16 protein-coding genes are annotated in these 19531 nt (G+C 52.6%); 11 read left to right on the top strand and 5 right to left on the bottom strand.

All coding sequences use genetic code 11. The annotated features are described in order from the left end of the window. Nucleotides 1-5 precede the first annotated feature (5 nt). The 3 genes from astD to ACM5QY_RS13930 are packed head-to-tail and all read right to left on the bottom strand — an operon-like array spanning nt 6 to nt 3819. A complete protein-coding gene (gene astD, locus ACM5QY_RS13940; protein WP_416121368.1) occupies nt 6-1484 on the bottom strand; it encodes a succinylglutamate-semialdehyde dehydrogenase in 1479 nt (492 codons plus the stop codon). After that, nucleotides 1481-2554, bottom strand: a complete 1074-nt coding sequence (gene astA / locus ACM5QY_RS13935) for an arginine N-succinyltransferase (RefSeq protein ID WP_416121367.1) — start codon at nt 2552-2554, stop codon at nt 1481-1483. Before astA ends, astD begins: the two co-directional genes overlap by 4 nt. Before the next feature lie 44 nt (nt 2555-2598). Beyond that, nucleotides 2599-3819, bottom strand: a complete 1221-nt coding sequence (locus ACM5QY_RS13930) for an aspartate aminotransferase family protein (protein ID WP_416121366.1) — start codon at nt 3817-3819, stop codon at nt 2599-2601. A 764-nt stretch (nt 3820-4583) separates the two neighbouring features. On the opposite strand from ACM5QY_RS13930, the gene ACM5QY_RS13925 reads away from it, so the two are divergent. From ACM5QY_RS13925 to ACM5QY_RS13900, 6 genes are all read left to right on the top strand, one after another. Then, nucleotides 4584-5573, top strand: coding sequence for an autoinducer 2 ABC transporter substrate-binding protein (locus ACM5QY_RS13925; protein ID WP_416121365.1), 990 nt, complete (start codon nt 4584-4586; stop codon nt 5571-5573). 263 nt (nt 5574-5836) lie between these two features. Beyond that, nucleotides 5837-7375 carry a sugar ABC transporter ATP-binding protein gene (locus ACM5QY_RS13920; RefSeq protein WP_416121364.1) on the top strand — a complete coding sequence of 513 codons (1539 nt, stop codon included), beginning with the start codon at nt 5837-5839 and terminating at the stop codon, nt 7373-7375. Continuing rightward, a complete protein-coding gene (locus ACM5QY_RS13915; RefSeq protein ID WP_416121363.1) occupies nt 7368-8357 on the top strand; it encodes an ABC transporter permease in 990 nt (329 codons plus the stop codon). The genes ACM5QY_RS13920 and ACM5QY_RS13915 overlap by 8 nt, the downstream gene beginning before the upstream one ends. Nucleotide 8358: 1 nt before the next feature. Further along, nucleotides 8359-9312 (top strand): ABC transporter permease, encoded by a 954-nt coding sequence (locus tag ACM5QY_RS13910; protein WP_416121362.1) that lies wholly within the window; start codon nt 8359-8361, stop codon nt 9310-9312. Nucleotides 9313-9341: 29 nt separating this feature from the next. Beyond that, a complete protein-coding gene (locus ACM5QY_RS13905; protein WP_101078744.1) occupies nt 9342-10982 on the top strand; it encodes an FGGY-family carbohydrate kinase in 1641 nt (546 codons plus the stop codon). After that, a complete protein-coding gene (locus ACM5QY_RS13900; protein ID WP_416121361.1) occupies nt 10979-11587 on the top strand; it encodes an SIS domain-containing protein in 609 nt (202 codons plus the stop codon). The genes ACM5QY_RS13905 and ACM5QY_RS13900 overlap by 4 nt, the downstream gene beginning before the upstream one ends. Here ACM5QY_RS13900 and ACM5QY_RS13895 read toward each other — a convergent pair whose 3' ends face one another. Then, nucleotides 11588-13021, bottom strand: coding sequence for an aminotransferase-like domain-containing protein (locus ACM5QY_RS13895; RefSeq protein WP_416121360.1), 1434 nt, complete (start codon nt 13019-13021; stop codon nt 11588-11590). Between the two features lie 368 nt (nt 13022-13389). Between ACM5QY_RS13895 and spy the strand changes: the two genes are divergently transcribed. After that, on the top strand, nt 13390-13899 hold the full coding sequence (gene spy, locus ACM5QY_RS13890; RefSeq protein ID WP_416121359.1) for an ATP-independent periplasmic protein-refolding chaperone Spy: 510 nt from the start codon (nt 13390-13392) through the stop codon (nt 13897-13899). Between the two features lie 262 nt (nt 13900-14161). Then, nucleotides 14162-14506, top strand: a complete 345-nt coding sequence (locus tag ACM5QY_RS13885) for a phage holin family protein (RefSeq protein ID WP_416121358.1) — start codon at nt 14162-14164, stop codon at nt 14504-14506. A gap of 156 nt (nt 14507-14662) precedes the next feature. On the opposite strand, the gene ACM5QY_RS13880 is transcribed toward ACM5QY_RS13885, so the two are convergent. Next, the gene (locus tag ACM5QY_RS13880) at nt 14663-16744 is read right to left on the bottom strand and encodes a glycosyl hydrolase family 18 protein (RefSeq protein ID WP_416121357.1); all 2082 of its coding nucleotides are present in this window, start codon (nt 16742-16744) and stop codon (nt 14663-14665) included. Between the two features lie 511 nt (nt 16745-17255). On the opposite strand from ACM5QY_RS13880, the gene ACM5QY_RS13875 reads away from it, so the two are divergent. The 3 genes from ACM5QY_RS13875 (at nt 17256) to ACM5QY_RS13865 (ending at nt 19406) form a co-directional block, all read left to right on the top strand. After that, nucleotides 17256-17696 carry a winged helix-turn-helix domain-containing protein gene (locus tag ACM5QY_RS13875; RefSeq protein ID WP_416121356.1) on the top strand — a complete coding sequence of 147 codons (441 nt, stop codon included), beginning with the start codon at nt 17256-17258 and terminating at the stop codon, nt 17694-17696. Nucleotides 17697-17715: 19 nt separating this feature from the next. Beyond that, a complete protein-coding gene (locus ACM5QY_RS13870) occupies nt 17716-18273 on the top strand; it encodes a glycoside hydrolase family 108 protein (protein ID WP_416121355.1) in 558 nt (185 codons plus the stop codon). Nucleotides 18274-18461: 188 nt separating this feature from the next. Next, nucleotides 18462-19406, top strand: a complete 945-nt coding sequence (locus ACM5QY_RS13865; RefSeq protein WP_416121354.1) for a LysR family transcriptional regulator — start codon at nt 18462-18464, stop codon at nt 19404-19406. Nucleotides 19407-19531: the final 125 nt, after the last annotated feature.

Genomic DNA, 19531 nt, shown 5'->3' with positions numbered 1-19531 from the left:
TCTCCTCAGGTTGTGCGGAAATCAACACCCGGCGACAGCGTCGCAGGAAGTTCCAGCTTGTCTGTTTCCAGCGAGGCCATCGGCCACGCGCAGTAATCCGCCGCATAATACGCGCTCGGACGGTGGTTACCGGAAGCGCCGATACCGCCGAATGGCGCGTTGCTTGATGCGCCAGTCAGCGGTTTGTTCCAGTTCACAATACCCGCCCTCGCTTCCAATAATAGCTGCTCAAACTGAGCACGCTCAGTGGAGATCAGCCCGGTGGCCAGCCCGAAACGGGTCTGATTGGCAAGACGGATGGCACTGTCAAAATCGCTGTAACGGTAAACGCCCAGCAGCGGGCCAAAATATTCTTCATCCGGAATGCCAGCCACGCCGGTGAGATCGATAATCCCCGGTGTCAGTACCGTGTTCAGCGGGTCAGGACGCGTCAGCAGCAGCAAAGGTTTGCCGCCCAGCGCCAGCAGTTCATCCTGCGCTTTCAGCATATTGCGGGCTGCGGTATCCGAAATGACACCGCCCATAAACGGTTGCGGCTCGTCATTCCAGCCGCCAACGCGCAGTTGCATCGTGACATCCAGCAGACGCGCGATAAACGCATCGCCCGCCGCGCCCTCTCTTACCAGCAAACGGCGCGCGCAGGTACAACGCTGCCCGGCGGAAATAAACGCCGACTGAATCGTCAGATTGACGGCGGCATCAATATCCTCAACCGGCTCGACGATCAGCGCGTTGTTGCCGCCCATTTCCAGCGCCAGAATTTTTTCCGGCTGCCCCGCCAGCTGGCGATGCAACTGATAACCCGTGCCCGCACTGCCGGTAAACAACAGCCCGTCGATAGTCCCGCAGGCTGCCAGCGCTTCGCCTGTCGTGCGCCCGCCCTGCACCAGATTCAGTACGCCTTCCGGTAAACCGGCCTGCTGCCAGAGTTTCACGGTTTCTTCTGCGGTTTTCGGCGTCAGCTCGCTCGGTTTGAAAACGATCGTATTGCCCGCCAGCAGCGCCGGAACGATGTGGCCGTTTGGCAGATGACCGGGGAAGTTATACGGGCCGAACACCGCCAGAACGCCGTGCGGGCGATGGCGTAACACCGCTTCGCCGTCCGGCATTGCCGTGTGTTTTTCACCGGTGCGTTGCTGATTGGCTTCCAGTGAAATCGCCACTTTACCGATCATCGCCTGCATTTCTGTCAGTGTTTCCCAGCGCGGTTTGCTGGTTTCCAGGCTGATGATTTCCGCCAGACGGGTTTTATGTTCGGTCAGTAAATCCGCGAAACGTTTAATCACATCGCTACGTTCGGCCACGGTTTTACGTGCCCACGCCGGAAACGCTGTGCGCGCTGCCGTGCAGGCCATTTCAACATCTTCCGCGTCAGCGCTCAGCGCCGACCACAACAATGTGTTATCCGCCGGATTGGTTTTGCTAAGCTGCGCACCTTGCCCGCTGCGCCACTGGCCCTGAATAAAGAGTGCGGGTTGCATCATGCGAGACTTTCCTTTTTATGAAATTGTGTCGGTTGAATTGCGCTGCTGCCGGGAAAAAGCGCCACGGCGCGCAGGCTGTCGCCTTCACGAAGACCGAGCAAGTCAGCTTCGCGGGCGTTTAACTGGATGGACTCCGGCGAATCACCGCCGGGGATCAGCAAGGCACGGAAATTCTGGTACTGCTCGTTGGCGACCAGATATTGCGGCTCGTCACGGTCGGCGCGATGTTCTGCCAGCCGGACCGGCAACAGGCGGCTTTCTTTAACGGCGCGCAGCGAATCAATTTCGCCTTCAAGGGTCGGGCCCGCGTCGAAAATATCGACATAACCTTCGTAGCGCAGCCCTTCACCTTCCAGCACAGCGCGCGCCGGTGCGGTTTGCGGGTGCACCTCACCAATCACTTCCCGCGCGTCGTGGCTGAGCAGTTCGGTGTACAGCGGATGTTTTGGCATCAGTTCGGCAATAAAAGATTTTTGCCCCATGCCGGTCAGACGATCGGCTTCGGCGAATTCCATGCCGAAGAAATGTCGCCCGACGCTGTCCCAGAACGGAGAATGGCCGCTTTCATCCGACATGCCGCGCATCTCCGCAATCACCTTGCGGGAGAAGTATTCGCGAAAAGCGGCCAGAAACAGAAAGCGAACCTTTGATAACAGCTGGCCGTTTTTACCGTGACGGTAATCCGGGTCGAGGAACAGCGTGCATAGTTCGGTGTAACCGGTGTGGTCGTTGCTGAGGAACAGCGTTGGCACCGGTTTGTAGATATTCAGGCTTTTTGAGGCGTGAACCAGCGTGCCGAGGCGGAAGTTATACCAGGGTTCGCTCAGCCCGACGGCCACTTCAATGGCGCTGACGCCCACGACTTTTTCAAGCTCCGTGTCTTCAAGCACAAACAAATAACCCTGATCAGCTTTCTCAAGGCGACCTTCCCAGGTCGCCACCGAACGCTCAATGCGTCCGCGTAAATGCGCTTCATCCTTGGGCAAAGACGTTAAACCGATGCCGGTTTTGCCTGACAACTGCAGGATATCGGCGAGATCGCCGGGCCGCACAGGTCGAATCAACATCATGATGCTTTACCTCTTTCATCCCAAAGCTTATGTATCCGAAACCATCATACGCAAAGGCGCGCCACGGCGCGTTCAAGGCGGTTAAGCCCTTCTTCAATATCCGCACCCGGAATAATCAGCGACGGCGCAAAGCGCAACACGTTTGGCCCGGCAATCAGCGCAATCAGCCCTTCTTCGGCCGCCAGCGTATTCAATTGTTTTGCCTGATCTTTATAGCGTTCACTCATCACCGCGCCGAGCAGCAAACCTTGCCCGCGCACTTCGCTGAAGACGTGATAACGGTCGTTTATGCGTTTCAGGCCATCGAGGAACCACTGATGACGTTTCTTCACGCCCGACAACACCTCCGGCGTATTGATCATCTCGAAGACTTTCCCCGCCACCGCCGTCGCCAGCGGGTTGCCGCCGTAGGTGGTGCCGTGCGTGCCCGGCTGGAACAGTACGGCGTAGCGGTCGGTGGTGAGCATCGCCCCAATCGGGAAACCACCACCGAGCGCTTTGGCGCTGGTTAAAATGTCCGGTACCACGCCGTAATGCTGGTAGGCATACAGCTCGCCGGTACGGCCCACGCCGGTCTGGACTTCATCGAAAATCAGCACGGCCTGATGTTTGTCGCACAGTTCGCGCAGCCCTTGCAGGAAATGCGCATCGGCTGGCACCACGCCGCCTTCGCCCTGAATCGGCTCAACAATCACGGCGCAGGTACGGGAAGAAATCTGGCTGGCAACGGCGGCCAGATCGTTAAACGGCAGATGCGTAATGGCCGGTGGCAGCGGCGCGAAATCTTCGGAATATTTCGGCTGGCCGCCCGCAGTGACGGTAAACAACGTGCGGCCGTGGAAGGCGTTTTTGAAGGCAATAATTTCGTTCTTATCGCCACCGGCTTTGTGTCCGTAAAGCCGCGCCAGTTTGAGCGCCGCTTCGTTGGCTTCCGCACCGGAATTACAGAAAAACACTTTGTCGGCAAACGTCGCGTCGATCAGTTGTTTCGCCAGACGCAGCACCGGTTCGTTGGTGTAACCGTTGCCCAGATGCCAGACTTTATCGGCCTGATCATGCAGCGCTTTACGAATTTCAGGATGCGCATGTCCCAGCGCATTCACCGCGATACCGCCAGCAAAATCCACATAGTCTTTGCCCGCTTGATCCCACAGCCAGGATCCTTCGCCGCGCACCGGAATAAACGCGGCAGGGGCGTAAACAGGCACCATCCAGTCATCAAAGTTCTGGCGGCTGACATTTTGCGGGTGCTGTTGGTGTTCCATATAAACCTCTTTATTAAGTATCGATGGCCGACTGAATTCAGGGTGCACGTTTGGGTCCCCATACAGGCAGGAAATGCAGTTATTAATTTGTTATCCAAAAGTTAATAAATAATCTCATTCAGTCTCATCATAGAGTGCAGTCTTCGTGCCAGCAAAGGAAAAAAGTGAATAAAAAAGGCGGCACCGAGAAAAAACAACCACTTAAAACCGCCTGTTATTCACATTAATTGCATAAAAAATGAATAAAATAAAAAATCCCCTTTTACAGCAACGAGGGAAAAGGAATGAGTATGCAGGGAATTATTTTGATTTCTGACGGCAGCTATTGTGCAGGATTGTGATCTGGCGCGTATGCAGCGATGCAGCGTGGCGGCACATCGCACAAAACCGGTGCAGCGACGCACCCGTTTGACGCATTCATACCCCGTGACCGCCTTCACATTCTGTGCAAATAAAAATCTGTGGGGGATTTTCGGGGCTTAAAAATCCATCATTTTTATTTTATTGATGCAAAAGTGTTATTTAATTGTTAATGATTTGAGCTTTTGTTATCGGTAACTTCGCTTCGCGATTCCGCCGGAGGCTTGGATAGAGAATTTATGAAACCTAAATTTAACGTGATTTATTATATTTTTTAACAATTACGGGCACTGATCACACTCCGTTCACGAGCATGCGAAAAGCGCTTTCCCGTTAAGTTAATCTCTGATTGCGGCATTTACCCCGTCCGCCCCTACACAAACCCTCATAAGAAAGGTACAGACATGAAATTTAACCTCGCATTAGTCAGTGCATGTGTGGTTTCAGCATGCATGTTATTAACAACACCGGCTTTCGCTGCCAACAAACCCTACGACATCGCTGTCGTGGCGAAAGTCACCGGCATTCCCTGGTTCACCCGCATGGAAGTCGGCGTAAAAGAAGCCGCGCAAAAACTGGACGTTAACGCCTATCAGGTTGGCGGTTCGACGCCAGACCCCGCTCAGCAGGTGAAAGTGATTGAAGACCTCATCGCTAAAAAAGTGGACGCCATTATCGTGGTGCCGAACGACGCCAAAGTCTTAGAGCCGGTGCTGAAAAAAGCCCGCGATCAGGGCATCGTGGTATTAACGCACGAATCCCCGGATCAGCAGATTGGTCAGTGGGATATCGAAACCATCGACAGCCAGAAATATGCCGAAGCCAATATGGATGAGCTGGCAAAAGACATGGGCAGCAAAGGCGGTTATGCCATTTATGTCGGCTCCCTGACCGTGCCATTGCATAACGCGTGGGCTGATGCGGCAATTAAATATCAGAAAGAAAAATACCCGGACATGCACGAAGTGACCTCACGTTTACCGGTGGCGGAAAATATCGACAAGTCCTACTCCACCACACTGGATTTAATGAAAACGTATCCTGATCTGAAAGGAATTATCGGTTTCGGTTCGCTCGGCCCGATCGGTGCCGGTCAGGCCGTTCAGCAGAAACGTGCGAAAAATAAAATCGCCGTCGTCGGTATCGCCATGCCTGCGCAGGCTGCGCCTTACCTGATGCGCGGTGACATTAAGAAAGTCCTGCTGTGGGATCCAAAAGATGCCGGTTACGCACTTGTTTCAGTTGCCGACCAGCTGTTGCAGGGTAAAGAAGTGACCAAAGATCTGAGCATTGATGGTTTAGGCAAAGCCGATGTCGATACCGAAAAACATGTGATTCGCTTTAACAAGATCCTCGAAGTTACGCCGGACAATGCGAAATCACTGGGCTTCTGATTTAACGAAAAAAGACCGATTTTACCGGAGATAAATTATCTCCCGCGCCACACCAGGGGAATGAAACAAATAGGGCGTAGTTTGCTGTGCCGTATTTGTTTCCCCCAATATAAAAAAAGACCCCTAAATAATTCGGATTGCAGGAAGGCGGCAAGCGAGAGAATCCCGATGAGCTTACTTGTGTAAGTGATTCGGGTGAGCAAGCGCAGCCAACGCACCTGCAATTTGAAGTATGACGGGGTAAACGCTGTAAGGATTATGTGATGAAAACACTCACTCCGTCGTCCGGTTCACTCACGCCCGCCGTTCCTGCTGAGGCGTTTATCAGCCTCGAAAAAATCAGCAAAAAATTCCCCGGCGTACTGGCTCTGGATAATGTCTCGCTCACCTTAAATAAAGGCGAAGTACATTGTCTGGCAGGCCAGAATGGCTGCGGGAAAAGCACCATTATTAAAGTCATTTCCGGCGTTTATCAGCCGGAAAAAGGCGCCGCGATTACGCTGGACGGCAAACTCTTTCATTCCTTAACGCCGCAACTGTCTTCTTATTACGGCATTCAGGTGATTTATCAGGACCTCTCTTTATTCCCCAATTTATCGGTGGCCGAAAATATCGCGATTCACCGCTATTTGCCGGGCGGCGATTTTTGGGTACATCGCGAGGCAATGCGCAAAAAAGCGATAGCGGCTATGCAACGGGTTGGGGTTTCTCTCGACCCGGATCGTAAAGTCGAAAAGTTATCGATCGCCGACCGTCAACTGGTGGCAATATGCCGGGCAATCGCTGCTGACGCCAGCCTGGTGATCATGGATGAACCCACCGCGTCACTGACCCGCACCGAGGTGAACGGCCTGCTGCGGGTGGTCAACGAGCTGAAAGCGGCGGGCATTTGCGTGGTGTTCGTCAGCCACCGTTTAGATGAAGTGATGGAAGTCGCCGACCGGATAAGCGTCATGCGCGACGGCAAGCTGGTCGGCACCTATCCGGCGAGTTCGCTCGACAGCAACGAGCTGGCATTCCTGATGACCGGGCAGCGTTTTAGCTACAGCCATCTGCCGCACCGCGCGCCCGCTGAAGCCACGCCGCTGCTGGAAGTCAGCCATCTGAGCCGCAAAGGCCAGTATCAGGATATTTCGCTGTCACTGCGTCAGGGCGAAATCACCTCGATTATCGGCCTGCTGGGGTCGGGGCGCACCGAACTGTGTCTGAGCCTGTTTGGCATGAGCACGCCTGACAGCGGTGAAATCCGCGTGAACGGCAATGCGGTGAAATTTCACAGTAACCGTGACGCTATCCGCCACGGCATCGCATATGTCTCGGAAGATCGCCTGACGCAGGGGCTGGTCATGGAGCAGTCCATTTACGACAACACGCTGGTGTCCATTTTTGACAAGCTGCACACCGCCACCGGTCTGATGGATCACCGCAAAGCCGCCGCCGTGGTGAAAGATTTGATCCGGGATCTGAACATTAAAGTCTCGGACAGCGCGCTGCCGGTGAAAACGTTATCCGGCGGGAATGCGCAGCGTATCGCCATCGCTAAATGGGTGGCGACGCAGCCGCATATTCTGATCCTGGATTCACCGACGGTCGGCGTGGATATCGCTAACAAAGAAGGCATTTACCGTATTGCGCGCGATCTGGCGGAGTCCGGCATGGCCGTTCTGATGATTTGCGATGAAATTCCCGAAGCGTATTACAACAGTCACCGCGTGCTGGTGATGCGCAAAGGCCTGCTGGTGGCGGAGTTCGCCCCGCACCAGAGCAACGAAGCGCAGATTGCGGAGGCAATCAATGGATAACAAAAAGCTCTCCAGATTGTTTTCTCAGCATGAATTCTGGCTGGGATTACTGGTTCTGCTGCTGGTCATCGGCCTGAGCCTGCGCACCCATGAATTTATGACGCTCGGCAACCTCACGGATGTTGCTACCAGCTATGCCATTCTCGGCATTCTGGCCTGTGGCCTGTTTGTGGTGCTGATTGCCGGCGGCATTGATATCTCCTTCCCTGCCGTGACCTCTATCGGCCAGTACGTGATGGCGAGTTATATCATTCACCACGGTGGCAGTTTTCCGCTGGCGTTTGCGATGTCGATGGGCACCGGCTTGCTGCTCGGGCTGGTCAACGGATTCCTGGTTTACTGGCTGCGCGTTCCGGCAATTATCATCACCATTGCCACACTGAACTTGTTTTACGGTTTGCTGGTGTATCTGACCAACGGCACCTGGCTTTACGGTTTCCCGGACTGGTTTATGAACGGCATCAGCTGGTTCTCGTTTACCGCCGCCGACGGCTATGACTATGGCCTGACGTTGCCGCTGCTCAGCCTGCTGGGCGTGATTATCGCCACCGGCGTGCTGATGAACCGCACCCGCGTAGGCCGCCAGATTTATGCGATGGGCAGCAACCGTGACGCCGCCTCGCGCCTCGGCATGAACATTCTCCGTCTGCATTTTTACGTTTACGGCTTTATGGGATTACTGGCGGGCATTGCGGCGGTGGTACAGGCGCAAATCACCCAGTCGGTCGCGCCCAATTCCCTGCTCGGCTATGAACTGACAGTGCTGGCAGCAGTGGTGTTAGGCGGTACCAGCATGACCGGCGGGCGCGGGTCGCTGACCGGCACCCTTCTCGGCGTCATGCTGCTGGCCTTCCTGCAAAACGGACTGACATTACTGAGCATTTCGTCTTACTGGCATCAGGTTTTCAGCGGCGTGATCATTCTGGTCAGCATCAGCAGCACCGCGTGGAACGAAAAACGCAAACTGGCGAAGGGGATGTGACATGACGACCTTAATCCGAATTCTCCCTGGCGACCGCATTATCCGCTTGCAGTTGCTGATCATCGTCGCCGTCGCCGTGCTGTTTTCCTTCACGCTGGGCGGCAGTTTTTACAGCGTCGGCAATTTCCAGTCGATCTCCTCGCAGTTGCCGGTTCTGGGGATGCTGGCGTTAGGCATGGGCATCACCATGCTGACCGGCGGCATCAACCTTTCCGTCATTGCCGGGGCTAATGCCTGTTCACTGGTGATGGCCGCCATTCTGGTGGCGCATCCCGATCAGCCGGCCTATTTCGCGCTGGCAATGCTGGCCGGCCTGGCCGTGGCGGTGGTGATTGGCGTACTGAACGGCGCGCTGATCGCGTACGTCGGGGTTTCCCCGATTCTGGCAACGCTCGGCACCATGACGCTGATTGCCGGGCTGAACATTTTACTCACCAGCGGCGCCGTGATTTCCGGCTTCCCGGCGGCGATTCAGTACCTGAGCAATGGCAGCCTGCTGGGCATTCCGGTCGCCCTGCTGATTTTCCTGCTGGTGGCACTGCTGCTGTGGGTTTTGCTGGAACACACCACGCTCGGGCGCAGTGTGTATCTGATGGGTTCCAACGAACAGGCCACGCGCTTTAGCGGCGTCAACACAAATAAAGTCACCCTCGCGGTGTATGTGCTTTCCGCCCTGCTCGGCTGGGGAGCGGCGCTGATGATGATGTCTAAATTCAACTCGGCGAAAGCGGGCTACGGCGATTCGTATCTGCTGGTGACTATCCTTGCGTCCGTCCTTGGCGGGATCAATCCCGACGGCGGATTCGGGCGGGTTATCGGGCTGGTACTGGCGCTGATCGTCCTGCAAATGCTGGAAAGCGGCCTGAACCTGATGGGCGTGAGCAGTTACCTGACAATGGCACTCTGGGGCGGCGTCCTGATCCTGTTCATCGCCTTACAAAACAGAAAATCTTAAGCGAATTGCTTTTACCGAAGGGAAAAAACATGGCGAGTTATTTTATTGGAGTTGACGTAGGAACCGGCAGCGCCCGTGCGGGCGTCTTCGACATGACCGGCCGCATGGTCGGCCAGGCCAGCCGTGAGATTACGCTGTACCGCCCGAAGGCCGATTTCGTTGAGCAGTCTTCCGATGAGATCTGGCAATCCGTCTGCAACGCCGTCAAAGATGCGGTGAATCAGGCCGACATCAACCCGATTCAGGTAAAAGGCATCGGCTTTGACGCCACCTGTTCGCTGGTGGTACTCGATAAAGAGGGTAAACCGCTGACCGTCAGCCCGTCCGGCCGCAGCGAGCAGAACATTATTGTGTGGATGGATCACCGCGCCATCACGCAGGCCGAACGCATCAACGCCACCGGCCACCGCGTGCTGGAATTCGTCGGCGGGATTATTTCGCCAGAAATGCAGACGCCAAAACTCCTGTGGCTGAAACAACATATGCCGACGACGTGGAATAACGTCGGGCATCTGTTTGATTTGCCGGATTTCCTGACCTGGCGCGCCACGCAAAGCACCACGCGTTCACTGTGTTCCACGGTGTGTAAATGGACCTACATCGGTCACGAAGACCGCTGGGATCCGAGTTATTTCCGCCAGATTGGTCTGGAAGATTTGCTGGAAAATAATGCGGCGAAAATCGGCAGCGAAGTCAAAACCATGGGCGAACCGCTGGGCCACGGCCTGACGCAACGCGCCGCCGCTGAAATGGGACTGATGGCCGGCACCGCAGTCAGCGTCTCGATTATCGATGCGCACGCAGGCAGCCTCGGCATTCTCGGCGCCAGCGGAGCGTCCGGTGAATCCGCCGATTTCGACAACCGTATCGCGCTGATTGGCGGCACATCCACCGCACACATGGCGATGTCCCGCAGCGCACGCTACATCGGCGGCATCTGGGGGCCGTATTTCTCCGCGATCCTGCCGGATTACTGGCTGAACGAAGGCGGCCAGTCCACCACCGGGGCGCTGATCGACCATGTTATTCAGTCACATCCGTGCTATCAGGATTTGTTGAAACAGGGCAAAGACAGCGGCAAAACCATTTATGAGGTGCTCAACAGTCTGCTGCGGAAAATGGCCGGTGAACCGGAAAACATCGCGTTCCTGACCAAAGACATTCATATGTTGCCCTACTTCCACGGCAACCGTTCGCCGCGCGCCAACCCGACGCTCACCGGCACACTGACCGGCCTGAAACTCTCTCGCACGCCGGAAGATATGGCGCTGCATTATCTTGCGACCATTCAGGCGCTGGCACTCGGCACCCGCCATATCATTGAAACCATGAATCAGAGCGGCTACCGCATTGATACCATGATGGCGAGCGGCGGCGGTACCAAAAACCCGGTGTTTGTGCAGGAGCATTCCAACGCGACAGGCTGCGCGATGTTGTTGCCGGAAGAGAGTGAGGCGATGTTGCTCGGCAGCGCCATGATGGGCACCGTGGCCGCAGGTGCGTACGATTCTCTGCCCGAAGCGATGGCCGCCATGAGCCGCATCGGCAAAACCGTCACGCCGCAAACCAACAAAATCAAAGAGTATTACGACCGCAAATATCGCGTATTCCACGAGATGTATCACGACAGCATGAAGTACCGCCGCCTGATGCAGGGGGAAGAACAATGACCGCAGATGAGGAATTTCAGCTGGCGTGTCAGGGCTGGCGGACGTACAGCCAGGAACTGCTGGCGCTGCAAAACCATCTTGACGCCGATATCTGGCGTCAGTTACTGACGCTGGTAACCGGCTGCAAAGGCAAGATTGCCGTCACCGGCGTGGGCACATCAGGGATTGCCGCACGAAAAATTGCGCACATGCTGGCCTGCGTAGAACAGCCGTCAGTGTATCTCAGCGCTACCGACGCCGCGCACGGCGATCTGGGTTTTCTGCGCAGTGACGACCTGATCATCCTGATTTCACGCGGCGGTAATTCCGAAGAACTGACCCGCCTGTTACCGGCGCTGAAAACCAAAGGCGTCGCCATCATCAGCGTGACAGAGAATCTGGATTCCGCCATTGCGCGCGCCGCCACGCTGGTGGTAAAAACGCACATTCAGCAGGAAATCGACCCGCTTAATATGCTGGCCACCACCTCCATCGTTCTGGTGCTGGCCATTTTCGACGCCCTGTGCGGCAACATCATGCTGCGCAACGGCTTCAATCAGCAAAGGCTTCTTAAGGTGCATCCGGGCGGAAATGTCGGGAAGACATTAAGGGAGAAGGATGTGTAGTCACCCCCGAATCTCTTCCGCCACCAATCCGGCCAGAACAGATATCGCGCGGGCGGTGTGCGGGCCCCATTCGAATGACGTATTGATGCGCAGGCAGTGGCGGAAACGTTCGTCGGCGGAAAACATGGTGCCCGGCGCGACGCTGACGCCTTTGGCCAGTGCGCGCTGGTACACCCGCGCAGCGTCTACGTTGTCACCCAGATCCAGCCAGAGAAAATAGCCGCCCTGCGGTTGGGAAACGGAAACCTGTGCGGGGAATTGGTTGATGATGGCGTGGTGCATCGCCATCTGGCGCTGTTCCAGCACACGGCGCAGGCGGCGCAAATGGATGTCGTAACCCCCCTGCTGCCCGCCTTTTTGCAAGAAATCTGCCAGCGCCAGCTGTACCGGCACACTGGCGGATAACGTACTCATCAGTTGCAACCGCTCAATACGTCCGACGTATTTTCCCGCTGCCACCCAACCGACGCGAAAACCGGGTGCCAGACATTTAGAAAAAGAAGAGCAATGCAGGATTTCGCTGCGATACGACGACGCCTTGAGCGGCACCGGGCGTTCACCGCCAAAGTACAGTTCGCTGTACACGTCGTCTTCGATTATCGCCACCTGATGCCTTTGCAGGATATCCACCAGCCGTGCCTTATTTTCGGGCGGCATTGTGCATCCGAGCGGGTTCTGGAAACTCGACATCAGCCAGCAGGCTTTGACCGGATAAGTTCCCAGCGCTTTTTCCAGCGCATCCGGATCCATACCGAAACGCACGTCGGTCGGGATGGCGATAGCTTTTAACTTGCGGCGCTCAATGGCCTGCAACGCGCCATAAAATGCCGGGGATTCAATGGCCACCCAGTCACCCGGCTCAGTCACGGCCTGCAAGCTCAGCCCCAGAGATTCCATCGCGCCGGACGTAATGACGATTTCATCGGGCGCGACTTCAATTCCGTTCTGAGCGTAACGCCGGGCAATGCTGCGGCGCAGTTCTTCGTTTCCCGGCGGCAAGTTGGCCGTGGCGCTGTGCGGGGACATGCGGCGGACGGCGCTTGCAAGCGAGCGCGCCAGGCGTGGCTGCGGGAATAATGTCGGATCGGGAAATGCCGAGCCCAGCGGCACGATAGAAGGATCCTGCCCGGCTTTCAGGATATCGAAAATCGCATCATTGACGTCCACCTGTTCGGCGGCGTGCAGGCGCTCATCGGGCTGATGACGAACCGGTCGCTGCAAACCCGCCGCGACGTAATAGCCGGACTGCGGGCGGGCGACGATCACCCCCTGACTTTCAAGAAGCTGATACGCCTGCAACACCGTCATCAGGCTCAGCCCGGACTGTTTGCAGGACTCGCGTAAAGAAGGCAGACGGTCGCCCGGCAGCCAGACCTGGGTGTCGATTTGTCTGCGCAAGGTGCGCGCCAGCGTTTCGTATCGGGATTCAGTCATGGGCAATCAGCACTGTTATATAAAATGTTAACCAAATGGTAACTATTATGCAGGGTTTTGCCCACAGCCGGCGATCTAAACCAGACATCAACCGCAAACAATCTTTACCTGAGAAGTCTGGCGGCCAAACATTCACCATGTTAATGTGTGAATTCACCGCATTACTCAGATTTATCTGACCCGCCATTCATGTCTGTTCTCGCAACCTTACGCTTTCTAAACATTTTCTCCACGATCGGCTGAAAAGTGACACGTCGGCTTTCACTCTTTTACATCCTGCCCGCATTACTATTCATTGGATTCAGTAGACTTGTTTTCGTCGAAACAAAACGGGCGATGTGCCTGAATCTCCAATGAGGAATTTAATTATGCGTAAACTTACCGCAATGATTGTGGCTTCAACTCTGGCTCTGAGCTCTGCTTCTTTCGCGTTTGCTGCTGAAACCACGGCCACACCGGCAACTGACGCACCTGCGGCGACGCAGGGTAAAATGATGCACCATAAAGGCCCGCACAACATGAACCCGTTCGCTGGCCTGACCCTGACTGAGCAGCAGAAAACTCAGATGAAAGAAATTATGAAAGACAGCGGCGCGCGCCCTGACCGCGCTGCCATGAAAGCGCAGATGGATCAGATGCATAACCTGGTCGCTTCAGACAGCTTCGATGAAGCGAAAGTGAAATCGCAGATTGACACCATCACCAAAGCACAGTCTGACCGCATGCTCGACCGCGCCCGTGCTGAAAACAAAATGTACAACCTGCTGACGCCTGTGCAGAAAAAACAGTTCAATGAGAACTACCAGAAACGCGCTGAAAAAATGGAACAGATGCGTGACCACAAACCGGGTCAGCCAAAACCTGCTGATGCCGAGTAATCTTTATCGTCGTCAGTTCTGACCTTCTGACCCGAACCGGCCTTTTACAGGCCGGTTTTTTTCGTTTATCCGCCGAATAAGCCCTTCTGACAAAAGTTGCACCGCAATTCCGCCCTTCAAGACCCTCTCAGTTTTCTCACTTTTTACCTGCCACCGGACTAAAAATGTTCACGTCAAAATGTGTTGCCATGTGATTTTCGCCCCAATTCCTCTGATGATAATTTAACCCTGCACGCTTTATTCTACTTCTGAGGAAAACATTATGATCAGTGCAGCAAATGCCAGAGATGTCGTGTTACTGAATCACGAGATCATTCGGGCTGTTATCGGGATGTCAGCGTGGGGTGGGATAGTCCGCTATATCATGCTGAGACAGAAAAAACCGATTATGGAAGAACTTCTGGCCTGTCTCTTACAGGTTGTAGTCTCTTGTTTTACCGGCATGCTGTTAAGCATCTTCGTACTTTCGCGCGATGCCAACGACGACAAGTTGCTTATCATGGCCGGGCTTGGCGGGGTATTTGCCGGGCCGATCATCACCCTGCTCGGTAAGAAAATTGCCTCGCTTATAGATTCTTTTGCTCCTTCAACCAAAATATCTGAGTAACACCGTTCCCCGGCAGAGTCTCTCCTCCGGGGGATTTTTTTGCCTTCTGTACAACCCCCCCCTTTCTGCAGAGAAAAAAAACGGAGCACCAGAAGTGCCCCGCTTTGCTATTCCACTATGATGAGGCAAGAACCTCAGGAATATTGCCTCAACCTGTTAGAGTAATTTCCACTGTGCCCATTCGCCGGTGAACTCTGGATTGCCCGGCTCATTGCCCTGAGTCCAGTAGTTAGCCACGTAGTCTTTACCTTTATGGCTGATTTTCTCGCCGGTATTGTAGACCTTGCTGGTCTCCCATTCGGAATATTTGCCCACAGGATCAACGACGGGATCCACCACCGGTTCGACAACTGGATCGACAACCGGGTCAACCACAGGGTCGACGACTGGATCCACGACCGGGACAACAACCGGTTCTGCGACTTCTTCACCAAATACAACCAGTGTGAACTGTTTGGAGACTGAAGAGGCAGCATGGGTATCCGTGACAACCAGTGAGAACGAGAATTCTGCGCGGCTGACCACAGTCGGAGCGGTAAAAGTGATGGTTGAGGTGGTCGTACTGCTTGGCGAAATTCCGGCAGGCACGCTCCATTTGTAGGTCAGTGCATCGTTGTCGGCATCGCGGGATCCGGCACCGCTGAGACGTACTTTTGAACCGCTGATGACCTGCAACTGGATATCAGCAACCGGCGCAGTATTGGTGGCGGGTTTATCCTCATCCGGCACTTCACCCGCAATGTTAATCCCGTCAAAGTAGAACGGTGCCATATCGATGACCTGATTGGTTACGGTGCAACCCAGACCTTCGCGGGCGGCGTTAACCAGCACACCGTTGTCCTGATCGATAGTCCAGGTAAAAAGTGCGCCCAGCCCTTTTTTCGCCACATATTGCCCTTTGGCACGCACGCTGCGCGGGGTGTCGAGGGACATAAACAGCTTGGACTCTTTGTTGTAAAGATAATCGGCATCTGCCACCTGATCGGTGTAAACGCTGAAGCCGTTACGACCCTTCTGGTTTTCCAGATCAAGGTAGTTGTTGATCAGGTCATACCATTCGCTGCAACCGCTTTCGAATGTCCCCGTGGTTTCGGCATTCGCCGTCGGGGTGTATGTGCCTTTGAGCGGAGAGAAACTTTCCAGTACCGCGTTCTGACCATTGCGTGAATAACCGGCGTAACCCACGTTGATGCGGTCAGCCGGGAAACCTTTCGCCAGCAGATAATCGACGATGGTATCCACGCCCCACCCGCCTTCTACCAGCGCATGCAGGTTAGTGTGGTGATCCAGCTGCGTCGCCCACGGTGTGCCAAAGAAGTCATAGGTCATCACGTTAATGCTGTACAGACCGCTGTTCAGCAAGGTTTTTACATCTGATTTTTCCAGAATCGCCACCACGGCAGAACTCGCGATACTGATTTTGACATCACTGCGTTTGATGGCTTTCAGCTCTTTAGTGATTTCCGTCAGCAGCAACGCATAGTTCGCGCCGTCTTCGTCACCATAGGCATTGTTGTTGCCGGCATTGCCCGGATATTCCCAGTCAATATCCACTTCGGAGAACATCGGGAAACGGGTGAACAATTTCGCGACGCCTTTTGCAAAGGTGCTGCGGCCAGCCGACGTTTTCGACATATTGTGGAAGCCACTGCTCATGGTCCAGCCGCCGATACTCAGAGAAAGCGCCAGCGTATGGCCTAACGTTTTGGCCTTCGCCTGAAGGTCACGCAGACCGCCGACAATGCCTTTAACGGTCGCCTGAGTGGCGGTATTCACGTCCATTTCCACCCAGCCGGAATCGTTCAGACCGACATTGGCACTGGTCTGGAAATCGCCCCACGGGTCGAGGAAAGTGGGTTCATTGATAGATTTATTCAAATTACCGGCAGCACGGGCGATGACATCGGCTTTTTCACCGGTGGTATCACCAACAATGCCCAGGAAACCGAGAATGATTTTGTCATAGGCTGTCGGGCTAACGTTGGCTAAATCGTACCCGCGCCCACGATTTGCCGGAGTGTCATCGCCATCAGACTGGCGGCTATCATACTGAGACCAGTCGGTATAATAACCGAACACCTTAGGTTTATTCGTGGTGTCATATTTATTGTACACCGGTTTGGCGACACGGGCGGAAGTGTAGCTGTATTTCTCCGTATCTTTAGAGGCGTCAAAGCCATCAGCTTTATAAGATTTGTCAGTCAGGGAATCGGTTTTGATCAATTTACTGGTAGTCATAATATTTTCCTGAATAAAAGTTAAGGGTCGAACAGCATCGTGCTGTCGGGTCTATAATTGGAAAGAAATTGTTTTCTCTCAAATCATCATTCAGCAAAAATATTTATGACGTCGATGAGGAGTAAAAAAGATACATCATTTAAATTTCTGATCGTGCGTAATTAATGAAGGAAATGTTTGCTGGCACATTGCATGGGTTGAAAAATAACCACGACCGAACCACCTCCGCCGTTTAAACATAGCGAGCGTTGTGACTAAAATGAGAAGAACAAAACCCCACAACCTGACCTAAATCATTAATTTTTGATGCGTAACATTTAAATTAAAATTCAAAAAGGTTTTTAGTTTTATTTAAAAAGGTCACTATTCCTCATAACAGATCACAACTTATCTAAAATTATTGATAATATTCTGATTGAATATGGTGAATTTCAAAAAACCAGATACGATAAATCCTATCGAAAATTGGATTTCTGATAAGTTCCTTTACCGACCTGGAGAGAGTTGAAAGATGAGTATTTATCTTATTAATGGACAGTACGTTTTCAATGAAGGAAAGAAAGAACTTAAAACACTGAATAATGGCACTAACATCAGACTCACGACAATGAGAGCCCGCTGCCTCAGCTTCATTATTGAACACGCTAACGATGAAGTGATAGAGAAATCTGCTATATCTTATGCCTTATGGGGGGCAAGAAGTACTTTTACCAGTGATGCCAGCCTTACCCAAACCCTGTATTTGATTCGTCGTGATTTAAAAACGCTGGGGCTGGATGAATTGTTTATTACGGTACCCAAATCAGGAATACGGGTTAACTCATCCATAACTATCGATGTTATTCATGAAAAAATGCCCAAAACAAAGTCTTTTTATAAACCGCTCTTTTTTGGCCTGATTTTATTACTGCTATTGATTGGTATTGGAGTGCAACTTGCTTTAACAATCTAAACCTACTGAGGATCAGATAATGGCACATAATCCCGTGATTGATGCAGTTCTGGAAAATGAGGGTGCTTATGTCAATCATCCCGACGATCCTGGCGGCCCGACCCATTGGGGAATTACCGAGAAAACCGCACGGGATTATGGTTACACGGGGAATATGAAAGATTTTACCCGCGATCAGGCCTATATTCTTCTTGAGAAAAATTACTGGTATCAGCCCGGATTTGACAAGGTCAATGTATTATCGCCGGCACTGGCTCTGGAGCTGTGTGATACCGGAACCAATATGGGGCCATCTGTCGGCGTGAAATGGCTGCAACGTTGGTTGAACATCTATAATCAGCAGGGCCGTTATTATTCCGATATGAGTGTTGATGGAAAAATAGGACCGGCCACGCTGACGGCCTTATCTGCTTTTCTCAAACTGCGAGGGCAGGAAGGGGAAGCGGTACTCGTCACTTCGCTCAACTGCAGCCAGGGGCAACGATATCTTGAACTCGCAGAAAATAAGGCCAGTAATGAATCTTTCATCTATGGCTGGATGAAAGGCCGTATCCGCCTGAGTATTTTGTCAACATAAATGTTCCTTATAACAACAATCGGAACCTGGACTTTCACTTGTGATAAATAACATAGCCTGCTGGCCAGACATTAGTCCCCCCGGTTTTTAACCTGTATATATCTCAATAAATATCTCTTTTCTTACTTTATTTGTAGCGTCACAATGTGAATTATTCTGGTTCCAAACCTGTGTTACGGAGAAAAGTAATGTATTACGACAAAATTAATGAATTTGATTACAACCTGATTAAAATTATGAATGAAGTGATCCTCTCAGGGAGTCTTTCGCGCGCAGCTGAGAAACTTGAAATTTCTGTTTCAGCCGTCAGTCTTTCGATCAGTAAGCTACAACGATATTTAGCCGTTGAGCTTTTCATCAGAACAGCCCAGGGAATGAAACCAACACAAACAGCACTGGAAATTCATGAATCATTTTCACATGCCATGTGTATTATTGATGATGTTGTGCATCGGGCCAAAAATCAGACAAAAAAGGTCTCTTCTGTCAAAGTGATGTGTTCAGATCTGATTGAAAGTTATTACTTCCAGCAGTTGCATCAACGAGATGACTTAAGGGAAACCCTTTTTACCTTTACGAATGACACCCTGTCTAATCATGATGAATGTGTGAGGAATTTGTTGCAGTCAGGAAATGATATTGTTCTGAGTAACTTCCCGCTACACCATAACAGTATTACCTCCGTTGAAATTGATTCCCTCGATGATTTCGTTGTGTTATGCAGTTCCACCAGTTTACTCGCCACGCAAAAAATTTTCACACTATCTCACTATTATGCATTACCCCATGCCGTATATGGCCACAGCGATATTCAGGCAAAAAAGCTCATTTCGATAAATAACCCTCATACCCACAGTGATAATTTCAACACAAGAAAAGTCGTCTATTACTCATCGTCACTCAACGGGATCATCGCTGCTATCGAGCGCAGTGAGATGATCGCGATATTCCCCACCAAAGTGGCGGAATATTTTATTGATAAGCGCCACAGTAAATTAACGACTTTTGCGTTACCTGATGATATTCACCACGAAGCATTAAAAACATATGCAAACTTTGTCACCCGCACGACTAAAATTCGCGGCGTGAACAACATCATTTCATCACTGAAATCCGTAGAGGTCTGTCAATAAAATTCATTAATTTAATTAGCACGCAGGGAAACATCATCGGTAATTTTATATAAAAATGTTCTTATTTTAATCGTTAATTCATCAGGTGAGCACTAGTCTTGAAATGTTAGTTAACCCCTAACAGA

The sequence above is a fragment of the Rahnella sp. PCH160 genome (genome assembly GCF_047784855.1).
In the GTDB taxonomy this organism is placed as follows: Bacteria; Pseudomonadota; Gammaproteobacteria; order Enterobacterales; family Enterobacteriaceae; genus Rahnella.
The sequence above is the reverse complement of the archived record's forward strand: the minus strand, read 5'-3'. Positions and strand labels throughout refer to the sequence as shown.

Excerpts from the sequence above, each read along its gene's own strand:
- astA (WP_416121367.1), bottom strand. The coding sequence starts at position 2,554 with ATGATGTTGATTCGACCTGTGCGGCCCGGCGATCTCGCCGATATCCTG.
- ACM5QY_RS13900 (WP_416121361.1), top strand. The coding sequence starts at position 10,979 with ATGACCGCAGATGAGGAATTTCAGCTGGCGTGTCAGGGCTGGCGGACG.
- ACM5QY_RS13875 (WP_416121356.1), top strand. The coding sequence starts at position 17,256 with ATGAGTATTTATCTTATTAATGGACAGTACGTTTTCAATGAAGGAAAG.
- ACM5QY_RS13925 (WP_416121365.1), top strand. The coding sequence starts at position 4,584 with ATGAAATTTAACCTCGCATTAGTCAGTGCATGTGTGGTTTCAGCATGC.
- ACM5QY_RS13895 (WP_416121360.1), bottom strand. The coding sequence starts at position 13,021 with ATGACTGAATCCCGATACGAAACGCTGGCGCGCACCTTGCGCAGACAA.
- ACM5QY_RS13885 (WP_416121358.1), top strand. The coding sequence starts at position 14,162 with ATGATCAGTGCAGCAAATGCCAGAGATGTCGTGTTACTGAATCACGAG.
- ACM5QY_RS13870 (WP_416121355.1), top strand. The coding sequence starts at position 17,716 with ATGGCACATAATCCCGTGATTGATGCAGTTCTGGAAAATGAGGGTGCT.
- ACM5QY_RS13910 (WP_416121362.1), top strand. The coding sequence starts at position 8,359 with ATGACGACCTTAATCCGAATTCTCCCTGGCGACCGCATTATCCGCTTG.
- ACM5QY_RS13905 (WP_101078744.1), top strand. The coding sequence starts at position 9,342 with ATGGCGAGTTATTTTATTGGAGTTGACGTAGGAACCGGCAGCGCCCGT.
- ACM5QY_RS13880 (WP_416121357.1), bottom strand. The coding sequence starts at position 16,744 with ATGACTACCAGTAAATTGATCAAAACCGATTCCCTGACTGACAAATCT.
- ACM5QY_RS13930 (WP_416121366.1), bottom strand. The coding sequence starts at position 3,819 with ATGGAACACCAACAGCACCCGCAAAATGTCAGCCGCCAGAACTTTGAT.
- ACM5QY_RS13915 (WP_416121363.1), top strand. The coding sequence starts at position 7,368 with ATGGATAACAAAAAGCTCTCCAGATTGTTTTCTCAGCATGAATTCTGG.
- ACM5QY_RS13920 (WP_416121364.1), top strand. The coding sequence starts at position 5,837 with ATGAAAACACTCACTCCGTCGTCCGGTTCACTCACGCCCGCCGTTCCT.
- ACM5QY_RS13865 (WP_416121354.1), top strand. The coding sequence starts at position 18,462 with ATGTATTACGACAAAATTAATGAATTTGATTACAACCTGATTAAAATT.
- spy (WP_416121359.1), top strand. The coding sequence starts at position 13,390 with ATGCGTAAACTTACCGCAATGATTGTGGCTTCAACTCTGGCTCTGAGC.
- astD (WP_416121368.1), bottom strand. The coding sequence starts at position 1,484 with ATGATGCAACCCGCACTCTTTATTCAGGGCCAGTGGCGCAGCGGGCAA.